Here is a 25910-nt window from a genome sequence, read left to right on the forward strand (position 1 = left end):
TGCGACTGTCTCCAGTCGGGACGACAGGATTTGAACCTGCGACCCCTTGATCCCAGGAGTGAGGACCACAGGAACTACCTGCACAGCCCGGCTCAGGCGGATCACCTACGAACTCGGCCCCATCCGACCCGCGGCCGAAGGGTCAGGCGGCATCAGCTCGTCGGAGGTCCGGGCTGCCGCCCCCGTCCCTCACATCGGAGACAGCTACGACGCCCTCGGCCGCCTCCAGCGCGCCTATCCGTGGGCGCCTGACCGGCCGTCCGCGACGACCTGCTATCTGACCGACGCGGAGTGGGTGATCTCTGATCTTCGTCACGGCCAGAAACTCGATGCCCTGCCCCTGGACAAGGCACAGTTCCGCACCCGCGCGGACGGGGTGGGCCTTGACCGACTCGATCTGCGGCTGGACTTCATCCCGCTCGTCCACATCAGCAACACCATCGCGAACGGCGAGCACTTCGGCCAATCCACCCTGGCCAAGGTCATGCAGGCCCTCGATGAGCTTGCCGAGACCGACACCGACTCTGCCCGCGCCTCTTCGACGACCGACGCACCGATCATCGGGCTCGCCAGCGCGCGTCCCGAGGTCGACCGGGTGTCTGGCAGGCCCAAGCCGCTCACGATCGAACCGGGCACGGTGTTCGCACTCGGCGACGGCGGCCGCATGGACGTCCTGGACACCTCCCACCCGCTCGCTGAACTGCGAGCCCGCGTCGAGGAGATACGCGACTGGACGCGGGCGCGGCGGAGCCACTTCGCCTCGGAGGTGAAGCCGAGCAGGGCCTGCATCCTCGCCAGCGTAACCAGCTCGGCATCGGTCAGCTGGGGGGGATTCCGATGGCCGGACGCCAGGGCGCGAGATGGGGGGATGCCTTCAGCAGATCGTCGGTCTGCACATAGAGTGCGGTTGCGAGGGTGTCCAACTCTGTCTTCACACACCGACGTTGGGCGCCCGCCCTGCACGCGCAGCCAATCCCGGGAACATCATGATCCTCCCCAAAGATCGAGACCCCCGATTCATCACCATCCGCCGCGGGGGGACGCTCACGGACTCCGATCATCAACTCCTGGCCTTGTGGGCTGCCGCGTGCGCAGAGCACGTTCTGCACCTCTTTGAGTCGGTGCAGCCCTCGGACCGGCGGCCCCGCGAGGCGCTCGAGCAGATTAGGGCATGGGCGCGCGGTGAGATCAGGATGTCTCAGTCCCGAGCGGCCGGTGGCCATGCCATGGCTGCGGCACGAGAGCTGACCGGGGCCGCGCGGCACGCCGCATTCGCCGCCGGACAGGCGGCGGTAGTGGCGCATGTCGCCGCACACGAGCTTGGTGCTGCGGCCTATGCGATCAAGGCCGTGCGCGCGGCGGCCCCCGGACTGGAGACGCAGAGCGCCGGCAGACTCGAGCGCCAGTGGCAGCACGAACAGCTCCCGGAAGCAATCCGCGAGCTCGTCCTGGACGATCAACGGTTGCGAAACGAGATCTGCTGGTCCGTCTTCGACTGCTGACGGGCGGGACAGCACATCGGCACCGACCCCTTGGAATCGATCATCTAGGACACCCGTGACCGAGATCGACATACGGCACTACGACCACCGTGACGCCGCCGAACTGCGCCCGCTGCTCTTGCAGGTGTACGCCGAGGTCTACGCGAAGGCCGCCGAGGACGATCCGTTCGCCTCCGTCGACCGCTTCGCCCAAGGCCTCGACGGCTGGTCGCAGCGGCCCGGCTGGAGCTGCGTCATCGGCTACACCAGCGACGGCCAGGCAGTCGGCTACGCCTACGGAGCACCCCTGCCCAAGGACGCCCGATGGTGGCGCGGACTGCTCACCGAGGTGCCCGACGACGTCGTCGCCGAGACCGGCACCCGTACCTACGCGCTCTCCGAGCTGATGGTCCGCGAACCCTGGCGCAAGACCGGCACCGCCCGCCGCCTGCACGACACACTGCTCGACACGCGCACCGAGGAACGGGCCACGCTCCTGGTCGACCAGACCCACCCCGAGGTCCACGCGCTATACGAGAGCTGGGGATGGCAGACCCTCGGAGACCTCCGCCCCCACATCCCCGACGCACCGCTGTTCCACGCCATGCTGCTCCCGCTGCCCGGCCAGGACGGCCTGCGATGACCGCACGCACGTGGCGGCACACACTCCCATCCGGGAGGCGTAGAAGGGTACAAGTACCGGTATGGCCCGGGAGCGGATCCGGCGGCCGGCCGTGGTGGGCCGGGCCCGTCAGATCGTGCACAGCTATGAGAGTGCCGTGCCGTTGCGCCAGGTCATGTTGGTGGTCCGCGGCTTCGGCCCGCAGTCGTACGCCGACATCGTCCACGACCGCGTCACCGCCGACCCGCGCGAGGCCGTGCTCCGGTCGTCGTTCTCCCGGGCTTCCAAGTCTGTGGCATGACGCTGCATTAGCCGTGTGACCTGGGGTTTTCTCTAACATCTCTGGGGCTGTCGTGATCGTTGCGATACGTTGCACATAGAGATGGAGGAGACCCTTGCGGGCCTTCCCTGTTCAACTCCCATCCGGCATCCGCTACTGGACCGTGCTGGACGAGGACCTGGCCGTCGTACCGGAGGCGGACGCGTTCTTGCGGCACGTCAGGTTCGGCCGGGGCCAGGTAGAGCTGACGACAGCGCGGTGAGTTCGGAGGTCATGGCAGACACAGAGGGCGGGCCGGTAGGTCTGGATGCAGCGAGCGTTCCTGCGGGGTGAAGCTCCTGTGTACGGTCCGGCAGATTTTGCGGATGGCCTGGGCAGGGGTAGGCAGTTCGCCTTCCCACAGTTGTGCCGCCCCGCGACCGCCGGTGGCCTGGGTATGGCCGTCCGGGCTGAGTGCCACCGCGTTCAGGGGTCCGGTGCGGTTGGTCAGGGTACGCCGGGTCTTGCCCGTCGCGGTGTCCCACAGTCGCAGTATTCCTGCGTCATCACCGGTGGCCAGGGTGCGTCCGTCGCTGCTGAGTGCCATTGCTTGAACAGGGTTCATGAGGTCAGTCAGGGTGCGTCGGAGCTTTCCACTGGGGGCTTCCCAGAGCCGAACTGTCTTGGTGTCGTTGTTGGCGCTGCCTCTGGTAGCCAGGGTGTGGCTGTCCGGGCTGAGCGCCATTCCGGCCACGGGTCCGATGTAGCTGGTGCGACGGGCTTTACCTGTGGTGGTGTCCCACGCCCGCAGGGTCCCTGTGTCGGCGGCGGCCGTCAGAGTATCCGCGCCTGGGTTGAACATCATCGTGACCATGCCATCGTTGGGAAAGCGCAACGTGCGCCGGAGCGTCCCGTTGGTCACGTCCCACAACCGCGCCACGTTCCTGTCCACGGTAGCCAGAATGTTCCCCTTGGGGCTGAACACCACCGCGTCCACAACTCCAGTGTGGCCGGTAAGGGCGCGCCGGGCCATGCCGCTCGTGGCATCCCACAAACGCACAGTGTCGCCCTCGCTGACGGCCAGTGTGTCTCCGTCCGGGCTGAACGCCACCGCATCTCCAAGCGTGTGATCGCCGGGAGTGCGCAGGGTGCGCCGGAGTTGGCCGCGGACTGCGTCCCACAGCCGTACCGCATCGTCGTCCACGGTAGCCAGAGTGTTTCCGTCGGGGCTGAAGGCCACCGCAGACACTTCCCCTGTGTGGCCTGCAAGAATACGGCGAGGTTCACCCGCCGCGATGTCCCACGTCCGCACGGCCCCTGTGTCCGCGACAGCCGTCAGGGTAGTCCCGCCCGGGCTGAACGCTGCCGTAAGCGTGTCGGGGATGCCCAAGGTGCGCAGAGGGGCCCCGCTGGCTACATCCCACAGCCGCACTTCCTTCTGGTCGACGGTGGCCAATGTGTTCCCGTCGGAGCTGAGGACCACCTCTACCGCATTCTCGTCGCGGCCGGTGAAGACGCTACGAGTTGTGCCAGTCGCGCTGTCCCAAAGCTTCACCTCGTCGCCACCGACAAGGACCAGCGTGCGCCCGTCCTTACTGAACTCCACAGCGGTATAGCCCTCAAAACGGGCCAAGGTGACGCTGTCCGTCTTCTCGCCAGCCATGTTCCACCGCCGGACCACCGCTTCATCGCCGATGTATACACCGTCGTCATCGTTGGAGCCGACAGTGGTCAGAGTGCGCCCATTGGGGCTGAACGCCACCGCGAGCAGAGTCTTTGTGCGGTCGCTGAAAGTGCGGCGAAGGGTGCCTGCAGTCGTGTCCCACAGCCGCACCTGTCCTCCCCGGCCGCCAACGGCGAGGGTGTGCTCACTCGGGCTGAAGACCATCGCGTACACGGAGCCACCGTGTCGGGGAAGAGTGCGGCGCACCTCGCCCGTCGCGGTGTCCCACAGCCGCACCACTGCTCTTTCGTCAGCGGTGGCCATGGTTCGCCCGTCCGGACTGAACACGAGTGCATGGGTGGAGGCGGAATTGGCAAGTGTGCGGCGGGGTTTGCCCGTTACCGCGTCCCACAGCCGCACCGCCTTCTTGTCAACAGTGGCCAAAGTACGCCCGTCCGGACTGAACGCCGCCATGCTCGCGGGTGTAGCGCGGGCGGGCAACTGGTACTGGCGGGCAAGGTCTGCGGCGGCGTACAGGCTGGTGGTTGCCTCGTCAGTCGGGGCGGTGCGGTAGGCGCGAACGGCCAGCAGCGCGGCCAGGTCAGGGTCGTTGGCCAGCAGCGCGGAGGATTGTGCGGCGAGTTGGCGGGAGATGGCGGTTTGCTGCGCGGCCACCGCTCGTGCACGCTGCTGGCCGCTGGCGTGGCTTTGCTGCCAGGCAAGCAGGCCGCCGGTCAGGGCCAGGGCGAGCAGCACGGACACGGCGATGGAGAACCGGCGCAGGCGGCGGGTGGTGCGGACAGCTGCTTGCTGCTCTTGGTCGCGTGCGGTGGCGCTGGCGCCGAGAAAGGCGCGTTCCAGTTCGGTGAGCTCGGGATGGTCATGGGCGTGCGGGAAGTGTTCTTCGGTGCTCGCCAGGCGGGTGCCCCGAAACAGTGCTCCTGGATCCCGGTCGAGTTCGGCCCACGCTGTGGCGGCCTCCGTCAGGCGCCGGTGGGTGCGCAGGCGTTCGCGGTCCTCTTCGATCCAGGCGCCCAGCCGGGGCCAGGCGGTGATCAGCGCCTCGTGGGCGAGATCGACGGTGGCGTCCTGAAGGACGATCAAGCGGGCGCGGGCCAGCAGGTCGAGCACGGTGTTCGTATCGGCGCACGGGCTGTCCTCCAGTTCCCTCACGTTGATGGGGCGGCGGGTGTCCGGTGTGCCCTCGCCCGGAGTGATAAGGCGCAGCAGGATGCTTCGGGCTGTGCCGGCTTGAGCCTCGGAGAGTCGGGTGTGGACGTCCTCGGCTGTGCGGACGATGGCTCCGTGCAGGCCTCCGGCGGTCTCGTAGGCCTCGTGGGTGAGGGTGCGGCCGCGTCGGTGGCGCCAGGTTTCCAGCAGAGCGTGGGAGAGCAGCGGGAGGCTGCCGGGTTCGGTGGCGGCCTGGTCGATGAGGTGTGCGGCCAGTGTGCGTTCCACGGTCAGTCCAGCCGCGGCGGCGGGTTTGACGATGGCCTCGCGCAGCTCGCCCCGGGTCATCGGACCGACGGGCAGGCTCGACTCTCCGATGGTCACGGCGAGTTCGGGGTGTTCGAGGCAGCGGGTGTAGAAGTCGGCGCGTACGCCCAGCAGCACACGCACCCGGCTCCCAGGGCGGCGGGCGGCCAGCAGACGGGTAATGAACTCGTCTCGTTCGGTGGGGTCGTGGCAGAGGGTGAATGCCTCCTCGAACTGGTCAACGACCAGCCACGTGTCCCCCTTTGCCGCTGCAGGAGTCAGGGCGTTGGCGTGGGTGCGCAGGGGGTGGGCGCCGGGGGTGAGGATGCGGATCGCCGCCGGGCGTAACCCGGTGTCCTTGATGTGGCGCATACGGGGGATGAGCCCGGCCCGCAGGAGGGAGGACTTGCCGCTGCCGGACGGGCCGAAGACCACGGTGACGGCGTGCTGTTGGGCCAACTGCGTCAGATGGTCGGTCAAGTGGTCCCGGCCGAAGAACAGATGCGCGTCGCCGGGCTCGAAGCGGGCCAGGCCCCGGTAGGGCGCCTCAGTGGGGTCCTCGCCGGCGGCCGCCGTCTCGCTCTCCTCACGAGCAGCCTCATGCCAGCGCCGCTCCCAGCCCTGTTCGTCACCTCCGCAGGCTCTGACGTAGGCGAGCGTCAGTGCCAGAGAGGGGAGCTTGTCCCCCGCAGCAGCCTGAGACAGTGCGGTGATCGAGTAACCGGTGCGCTCGGCCAGCGACCGATAGGCAACGCCGCCGGCCTCGTCGCGCAGTTTGCGCAACTCGACCGCGAACCGCGCCACGGGCCCCGCCGCCGGATCGACCGGCTTCTCCCTGCGCCCCACCCTGAATTCCCCCGAGCTCCGGATGATCACTGCAACGTCACGCTACGGGCTCGGTAGGAGGGCGGACAAGTTGCCGGTCGGCCATGCCCGGCGGCCCTCATCTCTCCGGGACTGGATTGTTTACCTGCGCTGACCTGGGTGATGAAAAACGCCGCGGTGAGTGAAATCAATGCCGGACCGCCCCAGGCGCTCCACTCCCGGGACGCACGACTGCTCGGGAAGTGCCCGGCCAGGCACACCGGCCAGACCGAGGGCACGGCAAGCACGGCGCCGTCGAAAGCAGGTGAGTACTCGCGGGCCTCAAGGAAGAGACCGGAGACGGCGTCGCGCAACGGCACCGGCGTCTGTCACCCGACAGAGCCCCTAAGCCTTACGGGATCCCTGATTGGAAACGAGGAGACGCATGCGTACAGGCAAACGATGGGCGGCAATCGCCGCTCTGACCACGATGGCAGCCTCAGCCGGACTGCTGGTCGGAACATCCCCGGCCTCGGCCGACACCAACTGCGCGTCCGGCTACCACTGCGTGTTCTACAAGGGCCTTACCACCTCGGCCCGCCACTCGTACTTCAACAGCGACACTGACTTCAGTAACGACACCTTCAACCAGCTCACCAACCTTCCGGGTGGTGGCGCGACCGTGCACAACAACTCATGGTCCTTCAGCAACTCGAGCAACAGCGGGTACGAGAGTCATTACTACGACGGGGTCGGCAGCGACTGGGGCGGGTACCTGCTCTGCGTCAACCCCGGCCACGAGGTCAACACCGTCAACGAGCGTCTGCAGGACAGGGCCAGCTCGCTCCGGGTGCGAAGCACAACCAGCTACGACTGCTACTGAGCGAACGCCCCGCAGATGCCGGGGGGCGGCGGCGTGTTACACATCGCTGCCCCCCGGCACCATCGCCCCCCGACCTCGGACCACGAGAGATGATCTGCCATGTCCCCGCTGAAAGTGGGCCGCGGGGTGGGTGTCACCGCTCTGGCGCTCGCCCTCCTCGCCCTCACCGGTACCATTGTCTGGGCGCTGCACGACAGCAGGCCGCCGCCTGTCCGACATTCCGCACAGCAGTCCGGCCCTGCGCCTGTGGTACTTCATTCCCGGCTCCCTCTCTACTCTCTGCTGCACGCGCCGACCGCTACCTCACGCCGTGTGCACGAGGCCCAACAACGCCTGGTTAGCCGCTGCATGACCAAGCACGGCTTCCACTACGAGACGCCTCCCGTCGATCCCTCAGCCTCGGTGGACGTCGGCTCAGGCCCGGCGCAGTTCGGCATCGAGACCCTCAGTCCGCCAAACTCCGCCGACCGGCCTGGCAGGCTGCCCGCAGAACGACCCCGTGGGAAGGCATTCGGTCGAGCACTCTACGGGGATCCGCAACAAAGGATCTCCGCCCGCAACAAGGAGATCAGCGTGAGTCGGCCCGCCATAGGCTGCGTGGCTGACGCCGAGCGACGACTCCTGGGCGCGGGTGGGCCGCGACGCGCTCTCATTGTGCAGCTGCGGCTCGACCAGGGAGAGCGGGACGCACTACGCGCGCTCAAAAGGGATTCCGCGTTTCGCGGAGCGACGGCACGCTGGCGTTCTTGCATGCGGCAGGCAGGATTTACCACCGCGAAAGACCCCCAGCGGCTCGCACAGGCGCTACACCCGGACGCTCCCCTCACCGAGCAACCCGCAGCCCGTGCCGACGTGGCCTGCAAGCACGCCACCGGCTACCTGGAGCGCGCCTACGCCAGGCTCGCCGCGCTGGAACAGCGCTGGCTCGACGCCCACCCACAGTCGGCGGTCGACTGGCGCTCCCTGCGCCAGCGAGAGGATGCGGCTGCCACCAAGGTGCTGAAGGGTGGGTGACGTTTCGGGCGGGCAGCCGCCCGGCCTCCTCTTCGCCTACACCCAGGCGCCAGCCCGGCAGACTCCACGCCGACAAGGGCCACGACTACGCCCACCTGCGGCGATGCTTACGCGAGCGCTGCATCACCCACCGCATCGCCCGCAAGGGGGTCGAGTCCTCGTAACGGCTGGGCCGCCACCGCTGGACCATCGAACGCACCATGGCCTGGCTCGTCGACTGCCGCCGCCTCCGCCGACGCTACGAACGCAAGCCGACCACTTCCTCACTTTCACCAGCGTGCCTGCACCCTGATCTGCCACCGCAGACTCGCCAAATGAGATGACCTGTAAAGGGGTTGGGTGAGAACTGGTCCACAGGAACGCGGCGGCGGCCAGGTGGAGGTCGACGACTTCGATGAGCTCGACGTCGCCATCTTCCCGGTACGGACCCGAGTCGAGCTGCCGCAGTCTTTCGCGAAGGCCGTCGGGGTCGACCAGTCCCTCCTCGAGGAGCGGTGACCCGTCCTTGAGTATCACGTCGAACAAGTGACAAGCCCCGGCGGTCAATGCGTGCTAAACGACCTCGTGGCTTTATCAGCGAGTCCTGCCACCGGTTGTCGATCGGTGTCCTCTGACATCGCATCTGAACCGTGTGCCGTTGAGGTCGGCCCGGCCAGAAGGGCGTCCTGCCCGGCTCCCCCGGCCAATGTTGGACCCGTCAGCAAAGCCACCCTGCGGAGCCTGGACAACTTCGCAGGGCCCGAGATCAAGCAAACGCCGCCAGTCGCTGTCCGAGGGCAAGGACAGCGAAGACGAGGCAATAGTGGCTCCGGGCCATCGTCGAAGCCGCACAGGCTGGCCTGACCCCGTCGCTGGCCACCATGAAGCTCGCCGAATACGGCGAAGCGAACATGGACCTCGCCATGCGCGGACTGGAGTTGAAAACGCTCGACCCCTACCGTCGGGGTGGCGGATGCGTGTTGTCCCCGCCCTGGGTCACGTCCCGGTGCGGATGATCACCAACGGTATCGTCGATCGCATCGTGCAGAACTGGATCGCCGACGAGCACAGCCGCTCCACGGTGAAGAACACGATCGCCGTCCTGGTCCGTGTCATGGAACAGGCGGTCCGGGACGGCATCATCAAGGTCAACCCCGCCCGGGTGACCGGCTGGCACAAGCTCTACAAGTAGGCGGAGGACGAACTCCTCGACCCACGGGCGCTGGCCCTGCCCGACTGGGAGACCCTCGTTGCGCTGGCCGACGCGCTCGTTGCCGCCTCCCACGACCAGTACCGCGGTTGGGGAGATGTGGTCCTCTTCGCCGCATGCACTGCCGCACGGATCGGCGAGGTCTCAGGCTGCCGGGTCGGGGACATCAACACCACCCAGTGGATCTGGACCGTGCGGCGTCAGACCACACCCGCGCCCGGCGGGCTGACCGACAAGGGCACCAAGGGCAAGCGGGCCCGCAAAGTTCCCATAATCGAGGAGATCCGCCCCCTCATCGCCCAGCGCATCCTGTCCGCCGGCCCCAACCCCGACGCCCGCCGGTTCACCGGCCCGCGCGGCGGACGCATCTCCACCGCCGTCCTGCGCGACGCCACACACTGGGACGCCGTGGTCACCAAGCTCGGCTACGAACACCTATGCCGCCACGACCTCCGGCACACCGGACTGACCTGGTTCGCCGACGCCGGAGTCCAGGTACACGTCCTACGCAAGATCGCCGGGCACCTCAGCGCGCTGCGCGCACCACGCTCGCTGCCAAGCCCGATCGTCATGACCCGCTGAACCCGGTCAAGCACGCCGGTCCCCATCTGGTCCCCAAAAATGATCAAGGGCCGGTTTCGGATTCCTCCAAAACCGGCCCTGACCTGCGACTCTTACGAGTCGGGACGACAGGATTTGAACCTGCGACCCCTTGACCCCCAGTCAAGTGCGCTACCAAGCTGCGCCACGTCCCGATGTGTCCGGCGCGGTGTCCCGCGTGATCACAGGTAGAACTCTACCCCACGGCGAAGGGTGCTCCGTTCTCCGGTGACCGTCGTCAGCCACGCGCGACAATCGGCGTATGAGCACTGCACCTGGACCGTACGACCGTGGCCGTGAGCGCGACCGGGACGAGGAGGGGCGGGCCCGTAACCAGCGGCCCCGCGACGGGCTCGGCAGGCCGCTGCCCTATGGCGCCGACGGCGTGCCCCGGCAGCCGGAGGGCGTCGTCCGCGCGCCCGAGGAGTCCGTCGCCGAGGCGCAGGCGCTGCTGGACGCGGGGCGGCCCTTCCACGCGCACGAGGTCTTCGAGGACGCCTGGAAGTCCGGGCCCGAGACGGAGCGCGGCCTGTGGAAGGGGCTGGCGCAGCTCGCCGTCGGCCTCACGCACTCCGCCCGCGGCAACACCACGGGCGGGGCGCGGCTGCTGCTCCGCGGGGCCGGGGCGGTGGCCGCGTGGAGTGCGGAGTCCGGGCAGGAGCGGCCGTACGGGATGGACGTCGCCGAACTGGGTGACTGGGCGGAGACGTTGGCGGGGCTCCTGGAGCGTGAGGGGACCGCGGTGGACGCGGCGGCTCACGCGCCGCGGCTGCGTGGGGGGTCGGCGGGGTAGCGGCACAGCGGGGTAACAGCACGGCGGGGGGCGCGGCGGCTCTCTCCGGTGACCGCCTCAGCTGCCGACCTGCCCGGGCACCCGCCCCCGGACCCCCAACCCACCCCCACCCTCGTCACCGAACCGGCCTCGCCCCGCATGCACACGTCCGGTGCCGGTGTGAGGGTGGCCGTGTGACCACGACCGATCAGCCGACCGCGTCCGCTTCCGCCGAGGCACAGGCCCCGCCCGTCCTCGACCGGCGGCGGCGCAACGTCGTCTTCGTGACGATCATGCTGGGCATGCTCCTCGCCGCCCTCGACCAGACGATCGTCGGCACCGCGCTGCCGACGATCGTGTCGGACCTGGGCGGGGCGGAGCACATGTCGTGGGTCGTCACGTCCTACCTGCTCGCGGAGACCGTGGCCACGGTCCTCGTCGGGAAGTTCGGTGACCTGTTCGGGCGCAAGGTCGTCTTCCAGCTCTCGGCGGTCATCTTCATCACGGGCTCCTTCCTGTGCGGCCTGTCGACGAACATGACGCTGCTCATCGCCTGGCGGGCGATGCAGGGCATCGGCGCGGGCGGCCTGATGGTCACGTCCATGGCATTGATCGCCGACGTCATCCCGCTGCGCGAGCGGGGCAAGTACCAGGGTGCGATCGGCGCCGTCTTCGGGGTGTCCACGGTGATCGGGCCGCTGCTCGGCGGGCTCTTCACGGACCATCTGAGCTGGCGCTGGGCGTTCTACGTCAACGTGCCCATCGCGATCGTCGTGGTCCTCGCCGCCGCCCGCACCATCCCCGTCGTGAAGTCCGCCGTGCGGCCCGTCATCGACTACCTGGGCATCGCGCTCGTCGCCATCGGCGCGAGTGCGCTGATCCTGGCGACGAGTTGGGGCGGCAACCAGTACGCGTGGGGGTCGCCGACCATCATCGGTCTCTTCGTCGGCGGTCTGGTCGCGCTGGCGCTGTTCTGCGTCGTCGAGACGCGGGCCGCCGAGCCGATGCTGCCGATGCGGCTCTTCGGCAACCCGGTCTTCACGGTCTGCTCGATCCTCAGCTTCATCGTGGGCTTCGCGATGCTCGGGGCGATGACGTTCCTGCCGACGTATCTGCAGTACGTCGACGGGGACTCGGCGACCATCTCGGGCGTCCGGACGCTGCCCATGGTCATCGGGCTGCTCATCGCGTCCGTCTTCAGCGGCAACGTGGTCAGCAAGACCGGCACGTACCGCATCTTCCCCATCGTCGGCGCGCTGGTGATGGCGCTCGGGCTCTATCTGCTATCGCTGATGGGCAGCGACACCAGTACCTGGCTGGAGTCGCTGTACATGTTCGTGCTCGGCACCGGCATCGGCCTGTGCATGCAGGTCCTGACGATCGCCGTGCAGAACACCGTCCCGTACTCCGACCTCGGCACCGCGACGTCGGGCGTGACGTTCTTCCGTACGCTGGGCAGCTCGTTCGGCACGGCCGTGTTCGGCACCATCTACGCCAACACCCTCGCCCCGAACCTCAAGGACGGGGTCGCCGCCGCCGCGCGGGCAGGCGGGGACCCGGCCGTGGTCGGGAAGGCGGCGCAGAGCCCCGGCGGCCTGCACGAGCTGCCCGGGGCGGCCGCCGCGCCCATCATCGAGGCGTACGCGGACACGCTGCACACGGTCTTCCTGTGGACCGTCCCCGTCGCGCTCATCGGGTTCCTGGTGGCGCTCTTCCTCAAGCAGGTCGAGCTGCGCGACAGCGCGCGCATGGGCGCCCCGGACATGGGCGAGGGCTTCGCGCAGCCGACGAGCGGCGACTCCGGGCACCTCCTGGAGCGCAGCGTCGCCCACATCATCGGCAACGTCGGCATGACGACCGCGCGCGGCATCATCCGGGACTCCGACACCCGGCTCGACATCGCGGGCGCCTGGGCGGTCATGCAGGTCTCGCTCCTCACCCGGATGGTCGGACACGCGAGCCTCGGTCTGATCGCCGCCCGGCGCAGGATTCCGCCCGAGGTCCTTGTGCCCGTCTTCGACCGCATGGTCGACGAGGGCTATCTGACCCGTACGGGCACGTACTTCTCGCACACGGCCGCCGGGGAGCGCGAGGCGGAGGTCATCTCCCGGGCGTGGGCCGCCTGGCTGGGCGAGGAGATCGAGAAGGACCTCGGCCGGCCCGCGGACAAGGAGCTCACCGGGGCCGTCGACGCGATCGCCAAGCGGCTGCTCGCGGAGGACCTGGAGCACGGGCTCGCGACCGAGACGGCGGGCGCCCCGGTCGGCGCGACGCTGACCGACGTACGGTGACCGACGCACGTCGACCGGCGTCCGCTGACCCGGTCGCGGTCGGCGGCGCGCGTCGCACCGCGGTCAGCGCAGCAGCAGTTGGAGGCCGCCCAGGACGGTCGCGCCGATCACCAGCTGCTCGAAGAGCCGTTGGTCGATGCGGTGCACGGTGTACTTGCCGAGGACCGCGCCCGGTACCACGAAGAGCGCGAGGGCCGCGTCCAGGAGCAGTGAGCGGGCGTCGATCAGGCCGAGTCCCACGCTGAACGGCACCTTGGACGTGTTGACGATCAGGAAGAACCACGCGGACGTGCCGAGGAAGCCGAGTTTCCGGAAACCCGCGGAGAGCAGGTACATCGACAGGACCGGGCCGCCCGCGTTGGCGACCATGGTGGTGAAGCCGCCGAGGACCCCGTAGGAGGGGGCCTTGAGTCGGCTCCCCGGCGGGCCGTCGTCCTCGGGCCCTGTGGGCGCCGCCGATCTGCGGCGGGCGATCGTGACGCCCGCCATGAGCAGCAGGATCGCCCCGATGGAGGTGCGCACGACGGCGTCGTCGGCCCCCATCAGGAAGACCGTGCCGAGGACCACTCCCCCGGCGACGGCGGGGAACAGCCGCCACAGGGTGGGCCAGTGGGCGTTTCTGCGGTAGGTGAGCACGGCCAGGACGTCGCCCGCGATGAGGACGGGCAGCAGGACGCCGGTCGAGGCGCGGGCGGGCAGCACGGCGGCGAACACCGCGAGGCTGATGGTGTTCGCGCCGCTGACGGCGGTCTTGGAGAAGCCGACCACCATCGCCGCCGCGGCCAGCGCCGCGAACTGCGCCGGTGAGAGGTCCCATCCCATGCGGGAATTCCTACGCGCTGTAGTGGGCGCGCAGTTCCCGCTTGAGGACCTTCATGCTGGGGCCGAGCGGGAGCTCGGCGGTGAACTCGACGAGGCGCGGGTACTTGTGGCGGCCCAGGTGCTCCTTGGACCACTCGATGATCTCCCCGGCCGCCTCGGGCGTCGCGTCGGCCGCCGCCACGACGACCGCGCAGATCTCCTCGCCGTGCACGGGGTCGGGCAGGCCGATCACGGCTGCCTGGGCGACGCCGGGGTGGCGCATCAGGACCTCTTCGACTTCGCGCGGGTAGACGTTGAAGCCGCCGCGGATGATGACGTCCTTCTTGCGGTCGACGATGGTCAGGAAGCCGTCGGCGTCCTTGGTGCCCAGGTCGCCGCTGCGGAACCAGCCGTCGACGACGGCTTCGGCGGTCGCCTCGGGGAGCCCCAGGTAGCCGGAGAAGACGTTGTGGCCGCGGACGACCACCTCGCCGAGCTCGCCGGTCGGCAGCAGTTCGATGCGGTCGTCGAGGTCGGCGCGGGCGATCTCCACGTCGACGCCCCACACCGGGTGACCGATGCTGCCTGGCCGGGTGCCGAAGTCGGGCTGGTTGACGGAGGCGGTGGGCGAGGTCTCGGAGAGCCCGTACCCCTCGTAGACGGGGGTGCCGAAGGCCTTCTCGAACCGTTCGAGCACGGCGACCGGCAGGGAGGCGCCGCCCGAGATGCAAATCCGCAGCCGGGGCAGCGTCCCGGCGGCCTCGGCGGCGGCCACGAGGCCCACGTACATGGTGGGGACGCCGTGGAAGGTGTTGACGCCCTCCGCGTTCATCAGCTCGACGGCGCGCGCGGCGTCGAAGCGCGGCAGCAGGACGAGTGTGGCGCCGGCCCGCCAGGTCGAGTTCATGGAGACGGTCTGGCCGAAGGCGTGGAAGAGCGGCAGCGCGCCGAGGACGACGTCGTCGGGGCGGACGTCGTTGGCGTCGAAGGCGTTGACCGTCGCGTTCATGACCAGGTTGAAGTGGCTGAGCACGGCGCCCTTGGGGACGCCGGTGGTGCCGCTGGTGTAGAAGATGACGGCCGGGTCGTCGGCGTCGCGTGTGGCGTACGAGATGAGGGGCTCGGCGGTGCGGGCGAGGGCCTCCAACTCGCCCTCGGCGCCCAGGGTGAGCATGCGGGTGCCGGTCGCCTCGGCGGCCTGCGCGCCCGTCGGCGCCTGCGCGGGGTGACAGAGGAGCAGGGTGGCGCCGCTGTCCCGCAGGACGTGCTCGACCTCGGCCGCGGAGAGCAGCAGGTGGACGGGGACGACGACTCCGCCGGCGGCCAGGACGGCGTAGTAGGCCTTCGGGAACTCGGTGGTGTTGGGGGCAAGCAGGGCCACCCGGTCCCCCGGCCGTACGCCGAGTCCGGCGAGGGCGGCGCCCTGGGCGCGGGCCTGGTGCCACATCTCCCGGAAGGAGAGCCGCACGTCGCCTTCGACGAGCGCGATGCGGTCCGGGTGGCGGCGGGCGGGCTCGGCGAGGATCGCGGCGAGGGAGAGCGTGGCCATGAGGGAGAGTGCTCCGTTTCCGTGGGGCTTGCGGTGGTTCAAACTGATGCTCGACGGCGGCGCGGCACCCGCCCCACTCCTGGAGGGACGGTACGCGCAGGAGGTTCTCCGGCTCCGGGGCGGCGGCACGCACCCGCCGCCCCGGTCCCGGAGAACCGCGGTCCGCGCCCGTCGTCAGTCGCGCTCGACCAGGAGCGCGCTGCCCTGTCCCACACCCACGCACATGGTGGCGAGACCGCGGGTGGCGCCCGTGCGGCGCATCCGGTGCAGCAGGGTGGTGAGGATGCGGGCACCCGAGCAGCCCAGGGGGTGGCCGAGCGCGATGGCCCCGCCGGTGGGGTTGACCAGCTCGGGGTCGATGCCGAGGGCGTCGACGCAGGCGAGCGCCTGGGCGGCGAACGCCTCGTTGAACTCCGCTTCCTGGAGGTCGTCGATGGTCCAGCCGACGCGGTCGAGCACCTTGCGCGTGGCGGGGACGGGCCCGATGCCCATGACGTCCGGGTGGACACCAGCGGAGGCTCCGGCCGCGTACCGCCCGAGGGATTCCAGGCCGAGGTCGTTCAGCGCCTCCTCGCTGACGAGAAGCAGCCCGGCCGCTCCGTCGTTCATCGGCGAGGCGTTGCCCGCGGTGACGGTGCCGTCCTTGCGGAAGACGGGGCGCAGGCCGCTGAGCTTCTCGTACGAGGTGTCCTCGCGCACGCACTCGTCCGTGTCGACGACGATGCCGTCGGGGCGGGTGACGGGGAGCAGTTCGTCGTCGAAGTGACCGTCCTTGCGGGCGGCGGCCGCGCGCTGGTGGCTGCGGAGCGCGAAGGCGTCCTGGCGCTCGCGCGAGACGCCGTACCGCCCGGCCACCTCCTCCGCGGTCTCGCCCATCGCGAGGACGCCGTGCAGCTCCTTCATCCGCGGGTTCGTCAGGCGCCAGCCGAGGCGGGTGTCGGCGGTCTCCATGCGGTGCGGCAGCGCCTCGTCGGGACGGGGCAGCACGAAGGGGGCGCGGCTCATCGACTCGGAGCCGCCCGCGAGGACGATGTCGGCGTCACCCGCGGCGATGGTGCGCGCGGCGGTGGTGACGGCTTCGAGGCCGGAGGCGCACAGCCGGTTCACGGTCGCGCCGGGGACGGACTCGGGGAGCCCCGCGAGGAGCGCGGCCATGCGGGCCACGTTGCGGTTGTCCTCGCCCGCCTGGTTGGCGGCGCCCCAGTAGATGTCGTCGATGCGGGCGGGGTCGAGCTGGGGGATGTCGGCGAGGAGTCCCCTCACCAGGCCCGCCGCGAGGTCGTCGGGGCGGACTGAGGAGAGGGTGCCGCGGAGTTTGCCGATGGGGGTGCGGCGGGCGGCGGCGAAGTGGACGGTGCGCACGATACGGCTCCGGATCGTTCTGCGGGGTCTCGCTGCTTCGGTTGGTGCGGGTCGTGCCGGGTGTGACGGGGGTCCCGGCACGTAAATTAGCGCTGCTAGTTTTGGAGTCTATGCGGGAGGCGGGGGCCATGGGAAGAGGCACCGGTGGGAGCGGCCGTCCGGGGCGGACGACCGCTCTTGGTCCGGCCTACCCGAGGGAGACGCGCACCGCGCCGCCCCCGACGTCGATCCCCGCCACCCAGCCCCCCGCGACACGGAACGGGCGGTTGGGCACGGCTGGGCCGCGCAGGCGTGCGTGGTGGAGCGTCCTGCCGTCCTGCGTGATCACCAGGGTCGGGCGCGGCACGAACTCGCTCGTCCGCAGCGTGAACCCGCGCTCCGGGACGTCCCGGGTCAGCCGGTTCGGGGCGATCCAGGCGAGCGGCGCCGTGACGCGGACCGGCACCGAGGCCGAGGGCCAGTCACCGTCGGAGAGGTAGTCCCGCACGGCCGCCGCCGCGAGGACCCCCTCGCGCACGACCGAGCGGGCCGGTTCGGCGGCGTGCAGCACGTTGCCCACGGCGAAGACGCCGCGCGCGTCGGTGCGGAAGGCTCCGTCGACCGCCGGGCCCCGCGTGCCCGGGTCCACCGACAGGCCGCCGCGCCGGGCCAGTTCGTGATCGGGAACGAAGTCGCCGGTGAAGACGACCGTGTCGCAGGCGACGTACGCCGTCCGGCCGTCCCGGTGCCGCAGCCGCACCCCCGACAGGCGCCCGCGGCCGAGGAGCTCGGCGACCGTGGCGTCCGTGAGCACGGGCACGCCGCGCCGCAGCCGGGCCTCCAGGCCGCGGAGCCGCGGTGCCTGGTGGCGCGGGTGCTCGGTGACCAGCGCGGCGACGGTGACCCCGGCCCGCCGCAGGATGTCGAGGGCCGTGAAGCTCACCGGCTCCGCACCGACCACGAGGGCCCGCGTGCCGATGTGCTGATGGTGCAGGTGGACGGCCTGCTGGAGCTCGCCCGTGGTGAACACCCCCGCGGGGCGGGTGCCCGGCACGAGGCGTGCGGCGCGCGGCCGCTCGCGGGCGCCGGTGGCGAGGACGACCGCACGGGCGGTGATCCGCTCCAGACCGCGCGGGCTCGTGGTGTCCAGGGTCAGCGGCGCCGCCCACGCCGTCACCGTGACCCCGGTGCGCAGGACCGCTCCGGTGCCCACGGCCGCCGCCACGCAGCGCTCCGCGAACCGCGGCCCCGTCGTCCCGGGGAGCCCGAAGCCGCCGTGCGCGCAGTGCCGCGGGACCCCGCCCGCCTGCCGCTCCCGGTCCACCACCTCGACCTCGCCGACGCCCGCCGCGGCGAGCCCGGTGGCGGTGGCGAGGCCCGCGGGCCCCGCGCCGACCACCAGGACGTCGACGATGCGCTCCCGCCTCATCACGACCCCAACTCCGCGCCCCGATCGAAGAGTTCCCACACGCGGGCCCCGCAGTAGAACCCCTGGCAGCGACCGCCCCGTGCCCGCGTGCGGCGCCGCAGACCGTCCGGCGAGCCGGGCGGCACCGTCGCGGCGAGGGCGTCGCGGATCTCGCCGCGCGTCACCCGCTCGCAGTGGCAGACCACGTCGCCGTACGCGGGGTCGGCCGCGATGAGGTCGGCCCGCCGGTAGGGGCGCGGGAAGGCCTCGCCGAGGTTGGGCATGCGGACGGGCGGCAGGTCACGGGGTGCGGGGAGGTTCAGGCCCGTGGTGGCGAGCAGTTCGGTGACGTGCTCCGCGATGGCCAGGGACGCGGTGAGGCCGGTGGAGCGGATGCCGCCGACGGTGACGTAGCGCTGCTCCTTGTGGGCGCTGATGCGGTAGTCGTCGTGCTCGGTGGCGGCGCGCAGCCCCGCGTAGACCGCGGTGACCTCTTCGTCGAGCAGTCCGGGGAGGATGCGGCCGCCCTTCTCGCGCAGCGCGGCGATGCCCTCGGCCGTCGATCCGGTGGCGGTCCTGTCGTCCAACTCCTCGGCGGTGGGGCCCAGGAGGACGTTGCCGTACACGGTCGGTGCCACCAGGACGCCCTTGCCGAGCGCCGTGGGCACGGGCAGCAGGATGTGGCGCACCAGGTCGCGGGCGAGCTTGTCGAAGACGAGGAGCTGGCCACGGCGAGGGGCGACGGTGAAGTCGGCGTGGCCGAGGAGCCGGTCGACGGTGTCGGCGTGCAGGCCCGCGGCGTTGACGAGGTGGCGGGTGCGGACGGTGCCGCGGGACGTGCCCAGCAGGTGCGTCCCGGCCGCTGACCCCACCTTGTCCACACGGCAGTTGAGGAGCAGGTCCACCCCTGCCCGGACGGCCTGGGTGGCGTAGGCGAGGGTGGTGGTCCACGGGCAGATGATGCTCTCGCCGGGGACGTCGAGCGCACCGAGGACGCCGGGGCCGAGGTGCGGCTCGCGGGCGCGGACCTCCGCGGGGCCGACGATGCGCGCCGCGTCGTAACCGTTGCGCTCCGCCTTCTCCAACAGCTGTGGCAGCGCTTCCAGTTGGTGCACGTCCCAGGCGACGAGCAGCGCGCCGACCGGCTCGACGGGGATGCCGCACTCGGCGGCGTACGCGGCGAGCAGCCGCTGCCCCCCGCGGACGAGGCGGGACTCCAGCGAGCCGGGTACGGCGTCGAATCCGGTGTGCAGGATCGCCGTGTTCGCCTTCGACGTACCCTCGCCGACGTCGTCCGCCGCCTCGACCAGGGCGATCCGCAGACCCGGGTGGCGGGCCAGTTCACGGGCGATGGCCGAGCCGACGACTCCCGCGCCGACGACGGCCACGTCGTACGTCACGTCCGGCGGTGCGCCGCGCCTGGTGACCGTCATCAGGGCGTACGTTCCATCAGGGCCGTGACCGCCGAGCGGAAGCCGTCGAGGCGTTCGGCCGCCGCGTCCGCGTCGATCCGGGGTTCGTAGACGGCGGTGGGCCGCCACTCCGGTACCGCGTCGGCGACCGTGAGGGAGGGGTCGAGGCCGATGCGGGCGACGGCGGCCGCGCCGAGCGCGGTGACGTCCGGCAACGCCGATACCTCGACGGGAAGTTGCAGCAGGTCGGCCTGGGTCTGCATGAGCAGGGCCGAGCGGGTGAGGCCGCCGTCGACGCGCAGGCTCGTCAAGGGCTCCCCCAGGTCCGCGGCCACCGCGTCGGCGAGCGCGACGACCTGCGCGCAGACGCCCTCGCACAGGGCGCGCACCAGGTGCCCGGCCGTGGTGTCGAGGCCGAGCCCGGTCAGCGAGCCACGCACGTCGCCGCGCCACCAGGGCGCCGCGAGACCGGCGAGCGCGGGCACGAAGGTGACACCGCCCGCGTCCGCCACGGCCGAGCCCACCGGGTCGATCTCCTCGGCGCCCGCGATCACGCCGAGGTCGGTGAGCCAGCGGACGGCGGACGCGACCGTGTAGACCTGCCCGTCGAGGCAGTAGCTGCTCCGCCCGGCGAGCCGCCAGGCGACGCAGCTGACGAGCCCCGAAGGGCCGCGCCGCGGGCGGTCGCCGGTCTGCGCGAGGAGGAACGCCCCTGTTCCGTACGTGCACTTGGCGCTGCCCGGCGCGGTGACGTCCTGGGCGAGCAGCGCCGCCTGCTGGTCGACGAGGAGGCCGGTGACGGGGAGTTCGGGGCCGAAGGCGGTGGTCGTGCCGACCGGTCCCGCCGCGTCGACGACGCGGGGCAGGCGCTCCTCGTCGAGCCCGTAGAGCTCCAGGGCGCGCGGCGACCACTGGACGGCGTCGAGGTCGAGCAGCTGGGTGCGGCCGGCGGTCGCGGCGTCGGTGACGTACGCGCCGGTGAGCCGGTGGACGAGCCAGGCGTCGCTGGTCGTGACCACGCCCTGCCGGGTGCGGTGGCGGCGTATCCACGCCATCTTGGGGGCGGCGAAGTACGGGTCGAGCGGCAGGCCGGTGAGCTGACGCAACTCGTCGGCGTGGCCGGCCAGTTCGGCGCAGACCGACTCCGCCCGGCGGTCCTGCCAGACCAGGGCGTCGGTGAGGGGCTCGCCGGTGTCCGGGTCCCAGGCGAGGACCGTCTCGCCCTGGTTGGCGAGGCCGACGGCGGCCACGGGTTCGCCCGCGTCGGCGAGGGCGGCGCGGCCCGCTTCGACGACGGAGGCGAGCAGTTCGGCGGGGTCGGCCTCCACCAGGCCGCCGGGAAGGAAGCGGGGGCGTACCGGCGCCGCGCCCGAGCCGATCACGCCGCGTTCCGGGCAGACGACGAGGGCCTTCGTACCGGACGTGCCCTGGTCCACGGCGAGCACGGGCCGCTGCGCGGAAGTCCGCGCGCCCTGAGCCCGCCCATAGGTGATCACTGCGGAAGAGTGCTACAGCGGCCCGGAGGGCGTCAAGGGAAGGGCCGCGAGGGAGGCGAGGGACGGGCCGCAGTGCGTCGAGGGACCGAAATGACAGGGAGTGCGCGGCAAAAGACCATTCGGCGCGCCGCGTTGACACATCAAGGTCACAAAAGTCTTACGAATGGGCTTGGAACCGGAAGGACCAGACCTACACTGTCCGCCGTGTCACACCGTCAACTCCCTTAACAAACCGGTCGGTCAACCAACCCCCCTCCGCCCTCTTCCCCCAACTGAGGACTCATGCCCATGGCGTTAGGCCGCCCGGTGTACCACCCGGCAGGCCACGACGAAGCGCTGCGCGGGGTGCTCCAGGACCTCAGGACCGGTCGCTGGGTCTCCACGCGCAACCTGCTGACCGAGACACCCGACTGGGGACTGTGGACGCAGCGCACGCAGATCCTGGGAGCCGCCGTCGCCGGCTCCGACGTGGTGCGCGCCTGGCGCGCCGAGGAGCCGCGCAGCGCCTCGGCCGCCGTCCTGCACACCCGGGTCCTGGTGGAGCGCGCCCTGCGTGCGCACCGCTCGGGGCACCGGCGGACCAACGACCTGTGGCGCGAGGCCGTCTCCGCGTGCGGCGACGCGTCCGCCCTGTCGCCCGAGGACCCCGTGCCGTGGATCTGCCTGCTCTCGCTGGCCCAGCTCGACGTGGGCCAGCGGTGGGACGAGCACCGCCTGGCGCCTCCCGAGCCGATGCTCTTCCCGGGCCCCTGGCAGTTGCTCGCCGAGGCCGACAAGCGGGATCCGGGCAACCGCGAGGCGTACCACCGGATGCTGCAGTTCGTGTACGCGCGGCGCGCTCGGGGCCCGCTCACCGAGGCGTACAACTTCGTGCAGTGGGCCGCCGCGTCGGCGCCCGCCGGCTCCGCGCTGCACCTGCTGCCGCTGTACGTGCGGGTCGAGCGGTACCGCAGGGAGTCCGGCCAGGAACAGGCCCTCGACCTGCACTGGATCTCCGAGGACGCCACGCGCGCCGCGCTGCTCGCCCTGCAGCTGTGGTTCGACCACACGACGCCCGCCGCGACCTCGCTGCTCGACCTCAACCACCTCGCGCACGCGCTGTGGGGCGCGCACCAGTTCCACGACGCGTCCCGGGTGTTCCAGGCCCTGGACCCGTTCTTCACCACGGTCCCGTGGACCTACCGCACCCACTCCCCCGGCGACGCGGACGCCGCCGCCGAGGTCTTCGTCCAGGCCCGCAACCGCTGCTTCAGCGCCTCCCGCGGCCCGGGCTGAGGCCCACGCCCTCCCCGTACCCGTTCGCCCCCCCTTTCCCCGCCGCCCCCCGGAGGTCCCACCGTGTCCCGTACCACCTGGACGTCGAGCACCGCCCCAGCGCCAGCGCCACCACGCCAGGACGAGGAGGAGCGCCTCAGAGAGCTCGGCTACCAGCCCGTACTGGCCCGTCGCATGGGCGGCTTCGGCAACTTCGCCATCAGCTTCTCCGTCATCTCCATCCTGTCCGGCTGCATGACGCTGTACGGCTTCGGCATGGGCGCGGGCGGCCCCGCCGTGATGCTCTGGGGCTGGGCGGGCGTCGGCCTCTTCGTGCTCTGCGTGGGCATGGCACTGGCCGAGGTCACCAGCGCGTATCCGACGTCGGGAGCCCTCTACTACATGGCCGACCGGCTCGGCGGGCGCCGCTGGGGCTGGTACACGGGCTGGCTGAACCTGCTGGGGCTGCTCGGCGCGATAGCGGGCATCGACTACGGCGCCGCGCTCTTCACCGGCGCCTTCCTGAACCTGAAGTTCGGCTTCACGCCGACCACCGAGAAGACCTTCCTGATCTTCCTGTGCATCCTGCTCCTGCACGCCGTCCTGAACCTCTTCAACGTGCGGCTGGTCAGCCTGCTCAACTCGATCAGCGTGTGGTGGCACGTGGCCGGGGTCGCCGTGATCGTCGGCGTCCTCGTGATCGTGCCGGACCACCACCAGTCGGCGTCGTCCGTCTTCGGCACGTTCGTGAACGACACGGGCTGGGACAACCCGCTCTACGTGACGGCGATCGGCCTGCTCCTCGCCCAGTACACGTTCTGCGGATACGACGCGTCAGCGCACCTGTCGGAGGAGACCTCCAACGCGTCGGTGTCGGCGGCACGCGGCATCGTGCGCGCCATCTGGGCGTCGTGGATCGCCGGCTTCGTCCTGCTCGCCGGGCTGAGCTTCGCCATCCAGGACTACGTGGGCGCCCAGGAGAGCTCCACCGGGGTGCCGCCCGCGCAGATCATGATCGACGCGATCGGCGAGTCCGGCGCGACGGCGCTGCTGCTCATCGTCATCGTGGCGCAGCTGTTCTGCGGCAACGCCGAGACCGCCGCGGCCAGCCGCATGGTGTTCGCGTTCAGCCGCGACAACGCCCTCCCCGGCTCGGCGATCTGGCGCAAGGTCAGCTCCCGCACCCAGGTGCCGGTGCCCGCGGTGTGGCTGTCGGTGGGCCTGGCCGCGGTCATCGCGCTGCCCTCCCTGTACTCGGCGACCGCGTACACGGCGGTGACCGCCATCAACGTCATCGGCATCACCCCCGCGTACGCCATCCCGATCTTCCTGCGCCTGCGCGCGGGCGACCGCTTCCGGCCCGGGCCCTGGAACCTGGGCCGCTGGAGCAAGCCGGTCGGCTGGATCGCGGTGATCTGGGTGGCGTTCGTGACGGTCCTCTTCTGCCTGCCGCAGGCCTCGCCGGTGACGGTCGACTCGATGAACTACGCCTCGGTCGCCCTCGTCGTGGTCCTGCTCCTGGCCACCGTGTGGTGGTTCATGGCACGCCGCTCGTACAGCACGCCGCAGGCGTACGGCTCCGACCGGGAGCAGGCGGAGGTCGCGGAGAACATCGTCTGAGGAACCGGGCCCGGTCGACCCGGTCCCTAACCTCCCTACGCCGGCCGGTCGTTGAGGATGTTGTGGAAGAGGCGGTGGTCGCGCCAGGCGCCGTTGATGTGCAGGTAGCCCGGCGCCATCCCGTACTCCACGAAACCGCACTTCGCCAGCACGCGCTGCGACGCCGTGTTGTCGAGGAGGGTGCACGCCTCCACCCGGTGCAGGCCGAACTCGCCGTCCGCCGCCGCGCAGACGTGCCGCACGGCGGCGGAGGCGAGGCCGCGGCCCACGTGCTCCGCGTCGATCCAGTAGCCGAGGCTGCCCCTGCGCGCCGGGCCCAGCACGACGTTCGTCAGCTCGGTATGGCCGACGATCTCCCCGCCGCTCTCCAGGACCCAGTGCGCGGCCCGGCCCGCCCGGCACTCCTCCAACTGGCTCCCGATCCGCTCCGCCTGCCCCGCCGTGGTGTCGAAGGAGGCAGGTCGCACCGGCTCCCAGGGGCTGAGATGAGCACGGTTGCGGCGGCGGGCCCTGGCGAGTCCCGCCGCGTCGTCGAGCGTGAGGGGCCGGATGAGGACGCCCTGCGCGAGGGCGGCGGAACCAGTGATCATGCCCGCAGCGTACGAGAGTTCGGCCCGCCCCCGTCGGGCGAGGTCAGCGGCCGCCCGCCACCCGCAGCACCGTGCCGCTCGCGTACGAGGCGTCGTCCGAGAGCAGCCACGCGACGGCCGCCGCCACCTCCGAGGGCCGGCCGGAGCGACCCAGGGGGATGCCCGCCGCGAGCTTCGCGGGGCGTTCGGGGTCGGCGTGGAACTCGGTCCAGATGACGCCGGGGGCAACGGCGTTGACGCGGATGCCGTCCCCCGCGACCTCCTTGGACAGGCCGACCGTCATCGTGTCGACGGCGCCTTTGGCTGCCGCGTAGTGGACGTACTCGCCGGGAGCTCCGAGGGTGGCCGCGGCGGACGAGATGTTCACGATCGCACCACCGCCGCGGGCCTTCATGTCCCGCACCGCGCGCCGGGCGCAGAGCAGATAGCCGAGGACGTTCACGTCGAGGGCCCGGCGCATGCCCTCGGCGTCGGCGTCGGCGAGGGGGCCCACGGGGCCGCCCACACCGGCGTTGTTGACCAGTCCGGTGACCGGGCCGAGCTCGGCCGCGGCGGTGTCGAAGAGACGGTCGACGTCGGCCTCGTCGGCGGTGTCGACCTGTACGGCGACGCAGCGGCGGCCGGCCGCGCGGACCGTCGCAGCGACCTCCTCGGCGGCTGTCGCGTTCGCGCGGTAGCCGATGGCCACGTCGTGGCCGTCCTCGGCGAGACGGGCGCAGACAGCGGCGCCGATACCGCGGCTGCCGCCGGTGACGACGGTGACGGGGTGGTGCTGCACGGGGGACCTCCGGCTCTGGGTGGCTGACTGTCGCGCCGCCCGGACGCGGGGATCGCCCGCGTCCGGATCACGCCGTCATCCTACGAAGCGGTGATCTTCACCGGCCGGGAGGGCGGGGCGAGGTGGATCAGGGTGGCGCGGCCCGTACCGCGCCGCAGCCGCAAAAGATTGCGGCCCGGCTCCCACTGGACGACGCCGGGGTGGGCGCGCAGCTGGGCCCGCAGCCACTCCGGGTCGGCGGTGCGCAGCGCGGGCCGGGGCGCCGAGGGTCGGGCCGAGCACGTGGAGCGGGATCAGGCCGTCGTCGCGTACGTCGTACGAGGAGAGCAGGACGTCGACCTCCCGACCGGGGACGGCCGTGCCGTGGGGCGCCGGAATCCGGTGCCGCGCGGGAGGGGTCGGGGTGGGGTGCGAGTGCGTCATGGAGCGCCTCCGGAGTCGTGGACCCCGGTGTCGTCGACCCCGGTGATCCGCCGTTCCCCGCGCACGTCGCACGGGGCGGGTCGTCACCCGGGGCACCCGCGACGGAGCGGGGTGCCGTCCAGCGAGCCGGGGCTTGACGCTGGAACTCGTGACCCGTCCCGACCGTAACACGGTCTCGCGGAGG

23 protein-coding genes, 1 tRNA gene, 2 pseudogenes and 1 riboswitch are annotated in these 25910 nt (G+C 71.1%); of the genes and pseudogenes, 14 read left to right on the plus strand and 12 right to left on the minus strand.

The features are described from left to right. Nucleotides 1-142: 142 nt before the first annotated feature. Together ACZ69I_RS16130 and ACZ69I_RS16135 are read right to left on the minus strand one after the other, a co-directional pair. Nucleotides 143-754 carry a hypothetical protein gene (locus ACZ69I_RS16130; protein ID WP_470832826.1) on the minus strand — a complete coding sequence of 204 codons (612 nt, stop codon included), beginning with the start codon at nucleotides 752-754 and terminating at the stop codon, nucleotides 143-145. After that, nucleotides 736-935: pseudogene (locus ACZ69I_RS16135) on the minus strand (IS982 family transposase); the annotation flags it as partial. The gene ACZ69I_RS16130 and the pseudogene ACZ69I_RS16135, both read right to left, overlap by 19 nt. Nucleotides 936-986: 51 nt before the next feature. On the opposite strand from ACZ69I_RS16135, the gene ACZ69I_RS16140 reads away from it, so the two are divergent. From ACZ69I_RS16140 to ACZ69I_RS16155, 4 genes are all read left to right on the plus strand, one after another. After that, on the plus strand, nucleotides 987-1502 hold the full coding sequence (locus ACZ69I_RS16140; protein WP_470832744.1) for a putative immunity protein: 516 nt from the start codon (nucleotides 987-989) through the stop codon (nucleotides 1500-1502). A gap of 55 nt (nucleotides 1503-1557) precedes the next feature. After that, on the plus strand, nucleotides 1558-2124 hold the full coding sequence (locus tag ACZ69I_RS16145; RefSeq protein WP_470832746.1) for a GNAT family N-acetyltransferase: 567 nt from the start codon (nucleotides 1558-1560) through the stop codon (nucleotides 2122-2124). A gap of 61 nt (nucleotides 2125-2185) precedes the next feature. Further along, complete coding sequence (locus tag ACZ69I_RS16150) at nucleotides 2186-2404, plus strand: hypothetical protein (RefSeq protein ID WP_470832748.1); 219 nt, start codon at nucleotides 2186-2188, stop codon at nucleotides 2402-2404. 94 nt (nucleotides 2405-2498) lie between these two features. Further along, nucleotides 2499-2645 carry a hypothetical protein gene (locus ACZ69I_RS16155; RefSeq protein WP_470832749.1) on the plus strand — a complete coding sequence of 49 codons (147 nt, stop codon included), beginning with the start codon at nucleotides 2499-2501 and terminating at the stop codon, nucleotides 2643-2645. Nucleotides 2646-2654: 9 nt separating this feature from the next. Here ACZ69I_RS16155 and ACZ69I_RS16160 read toward each other — a convergent pair whose 3' ends face one another. Next, nucleotides 2655-6377: an nSTAND1 domain-containing NTPase gene (locus ACZ69I_RS16160; protein WP_470832751.1), complete on the minus strand. Its 3723-nt coding sequence runs from the start codon at nucleotides 6375-6377 to the stop codon at nucleotides 2655-2657. A gap of 373 nt (nucleotides 6378-6750) precedes the next feature. Between ACZ69I_RS16160 and ACZ69I_RS16165 the strand changes: the two genes are divergently transcribed. The 6 genes and pseudogenes from ACZ69I_RS16165 to ACZ69I_RS16190 all read left to right on the plus strand — a co-directional run bounded on the left by ACZ69I_RS16165 (nucleotide 6751) and on the right by ACZ69I_RS16190 (nucleotide 9973). Next, nucleotides 6751-7188: a hypothetical protein gene (locus tag ACZ69I_RS16165; RefSeq protein WP_470832752.1), complete on the plus strand. Its 438-nt coding sequence runs from the start codon at nucleotides 6751-6753 to the stop codon at nucleotides 7186-7188. An 852-nt stretch (nucleotides 7189-8040) separates the two neighbouring features. Beyond that, on the plus strand, nucleotides 8041-8202 hold the full coding sequence (locus ACZ69I_RS16170) for a hypothetical protein (RefSeq protein ID WP_470832754.1): 162 nt from the start codon (nucleotides 8041-8043) through the stop codon (nucleotides 8200-8202). Nucleotides 8203-8243: 41 nt separating this feature from the next. After that, nucleotides 8244-8520, plus strand: a pseudogene (locus ACZ69I_RS16175) (transposase); the annotation flags it as partial. Between the two features lie 21 nt (nucleotides 8521-8541). Beyond that, nucleotides 8542-8700, plus strand: coding sequence for a hypothetical protein (locus tag ACZ69I_RS16180; RefSeq protein WP_470832755.1), 159 nt, complete (start codon nucleotides 8542-8544; stop codon nucleotides 8698-8700). Nucleotides 8701-9154: 454 nt separating this feature from the next. Next, nucleotides 9155-9373, plus strand: a complete 219-nt coding sequence (locus ACZ69I_RS16185; protein WP_470832757.1) for a hypothetical protein — start codon at nucleotides 9155-9157, stop codon at nucleotides 9371-9373. A 117-nt stretch (nucleotides 9374-9490) separates the two neighbouring features. Continuing rightward, nucleotides 9491-9973, plus strand: a complete 483-nt coding sequence (locus tag ACZ69I_RS16190) for a tyrosine-type recombinase/integrase (protein WP_470832758.1) — start codon at nucleotides 9491-9493, stop codon at nucleotides 9971-9973. Nucleotides 9974-10072: 99 nt separating this feature from the next. Here the strand turns inward: ACZ69I_RS16190 and ACZ69I_RS16195 are convergent. Continuing rightward, nucleotides 10073-10146 (minus strand) — tRNA-Pro (locus ACZ69I_RS16195). Nucleotides 10147-10253: 107 nt separating this feature from the next. Here ACZ69I_RS16195 and ACZ69I_RS16200 point away from each other — a divergent pair. Both ACZ69I_RS16200 and ACZ69I_RS16205 read left to right on the plus strand, forming a co-directional pair. Further along, complete coding sequence (locus ACZ69I_RS16200; protein ID WP_470832759.1) at nucleotides 10254-10784, plus strand: DUF309 domain-containing protein; 531 nt, start codon at nucleotides 10254-10256, stop codon at nucleotides 10782-10784. A 173-nt stretch (nucleotides 10785-10957) separates the two neighbouring features. Continuing rightward, nucleotides 10958-13054 (plus strand): MDR family MFS transporter, encoded by a 2097-nt coding sequence (locus ACZ69I_RS16205; RefSeq protein ID WP_470832760.1) that lies wholly within the window; start codon nucleotides 10958-10960, stop codon nucleotides 13052-13054. 63 nt (nucleotides 13055-13117) lie between these two features. On the opposite strand, the gene ACZ69I_RS16210 is transcribed toward ACZ69I_RS16205, so the two are convergent. The 6 genes from ACZ69I_RS16210 to ACZ69I_RS16235 all read right to left on the minus strand — a co-directional run bounded on the left by ACZ69I_RS16210 (nucleotide 13118) and on the right by ACZ69I_RS16235 (nucleotide 21061). Next, nucleotides 13118-13876, minus strand: a complete 759-nt coding sequence (locus tag ACZ69I_RS16210; protein WP_470832762.1) for a sulfite exporter TauE/SafE family protein — start codon at nucleotides 13874-13876, stop codon at nucleotides 13118-13120. A 10-nt stretch (nucleotides 13877-13886) separates the two neighbouring features. Continuing rightward, complete coding sequence (locus ACZ69I_RS16215) at nucleotides 13887-15404, minus strand: long-chain-fatty-acid--CoA ligase (RefSeq protein ID WP_470832763.1); 1518 nt, start codon at nucleotides 15402-15404, stop codon at nucleotides 13887-13889. Nucleotides 15405-15578: 174 nt separating this feature from the next. Further along, entirely contained in the window at nucleotides 15579-16766 is a 1188-nt protein-coding gene (locus ACZ69I_RS16220; RefSeq protein ID WP_470832765.1) for a thiolase family protein, read from the minus strand. Nucleotides 16767-16953: 187 nt separating this feature from the next. Beyond that, nucleotides 16954-18174, minus strand: coding sequence for an NAD(P)/FAD-dependent oxidoreductase (locus ACZ69I_RS16225; protein ID WP_470832767.1), 1221 nt, complete (start codon nucleotides 18172-18174; stop codon nucleotides 16954-16956). Continuing rightward, nucleotides 18174-19586 carry an FAD-dependent oxidoreductase gene (locus tag ACZ69I_RS16230; RefSeq protein WP_470832769.1) on the minus strand — a complete coding sequence of 471 codons (1413 nt, stop codon included), beginning with the start codon at nucleotides 19584-19586 and terminating at the stop codon, nucleotides 18174-18176. Before ACZ69I_RS16230 ends, ACZ69I_RS16225 begins: the two co-directional genes overlap by 1 nt. Continuing rightward, nucleotides 19586-21061 carry an FGGY family carbohydrate kinase gene (locus ACZ69I_RS16235; protein WP_470832770.1) on the minus strand — a complete coding sequence of 492 codons (1476 nt, stop codon included), beginning with the start codon at nucleotides 21059-21061 and terminating at the stop codon, nucleotides 19586-19588. Before ACZ69I_RS16235 ends, ACZ69I_RS16230 begins: the two co-directional genes overlap by 1 nt. 282 nt (nucleotides 21062-21343) lie before the next feature. Between ACZ69I_RS16235 and ACZ69I_RS16240 the strand changes: the two genes are divergently transcribed. Together ACZ69I_RS16240 and ACZ69I_RS16245 are read left to right on the plus strand one after the other, a co-directional pair. Next, complete coding sequence (locus ACZ69I_RS16240; protein WP_470832771.1) at nucleotides 21344-22336, plus strand: hypothetical protein; 993 nt, start codon at nucleotides 21344-21346, stop codon at nucleotides 22334-22336. 63 nt (nucleotides 22337-22399) lie between these two features. Next, nucleotides 22400-23935, plus strand: coding sequence for an amino acid permease (locus tag ACZ69I_RS16245; RefSeq protein WP_470832772.1), 1536 nt, complete (start codon nucleotides 22400-22402; stop codon nucleotides 23933-23935). A 35-nt stretch (nucleotides 23936-23970) separates the two neighbouring features. Here the strand turns inward: ACZ69I_RS16245 and ACZ69I_RS16250 are convergent, their stop codons facing one another. Continuing rightward, nucleotides 23971-24525 carry a GNAT family N-acetyltransferase gene (locus tag ACZ69I_RS16250; protein WP_470832773.1) on the minus strand — a complete coding sequence of 185 codons (555 nt, stop codon included), beginning with the start codon at nucleotides 24523-24525 and terminating at the stop codon, nucleotides 23971-23973. 43 nt (nucleotides 24526-24568) lie between these two features. Next, entirely contained in the window at nucleotides 24569-25303 is a 735-nt protein-coding gene (locus ACZ69I_RS16255; protein WP_470832774.1) for an SDR family NAD(P)-dependent oxidoreductase, read from the minus strand. Between the two features lie 467 nt (nucleotides 25304-25770). Continuing rightward, a riboswitch (SAM riboswitch) is annotated at nucleotides 25771-25880 on the minus strand. Between the last annotated feature and the right edge of the window lie 30 nt (nucleotides 25881-25910).

It is taken from the genome of Streptomyces sp. NPDC036815 (assembly GCF_055609205.1).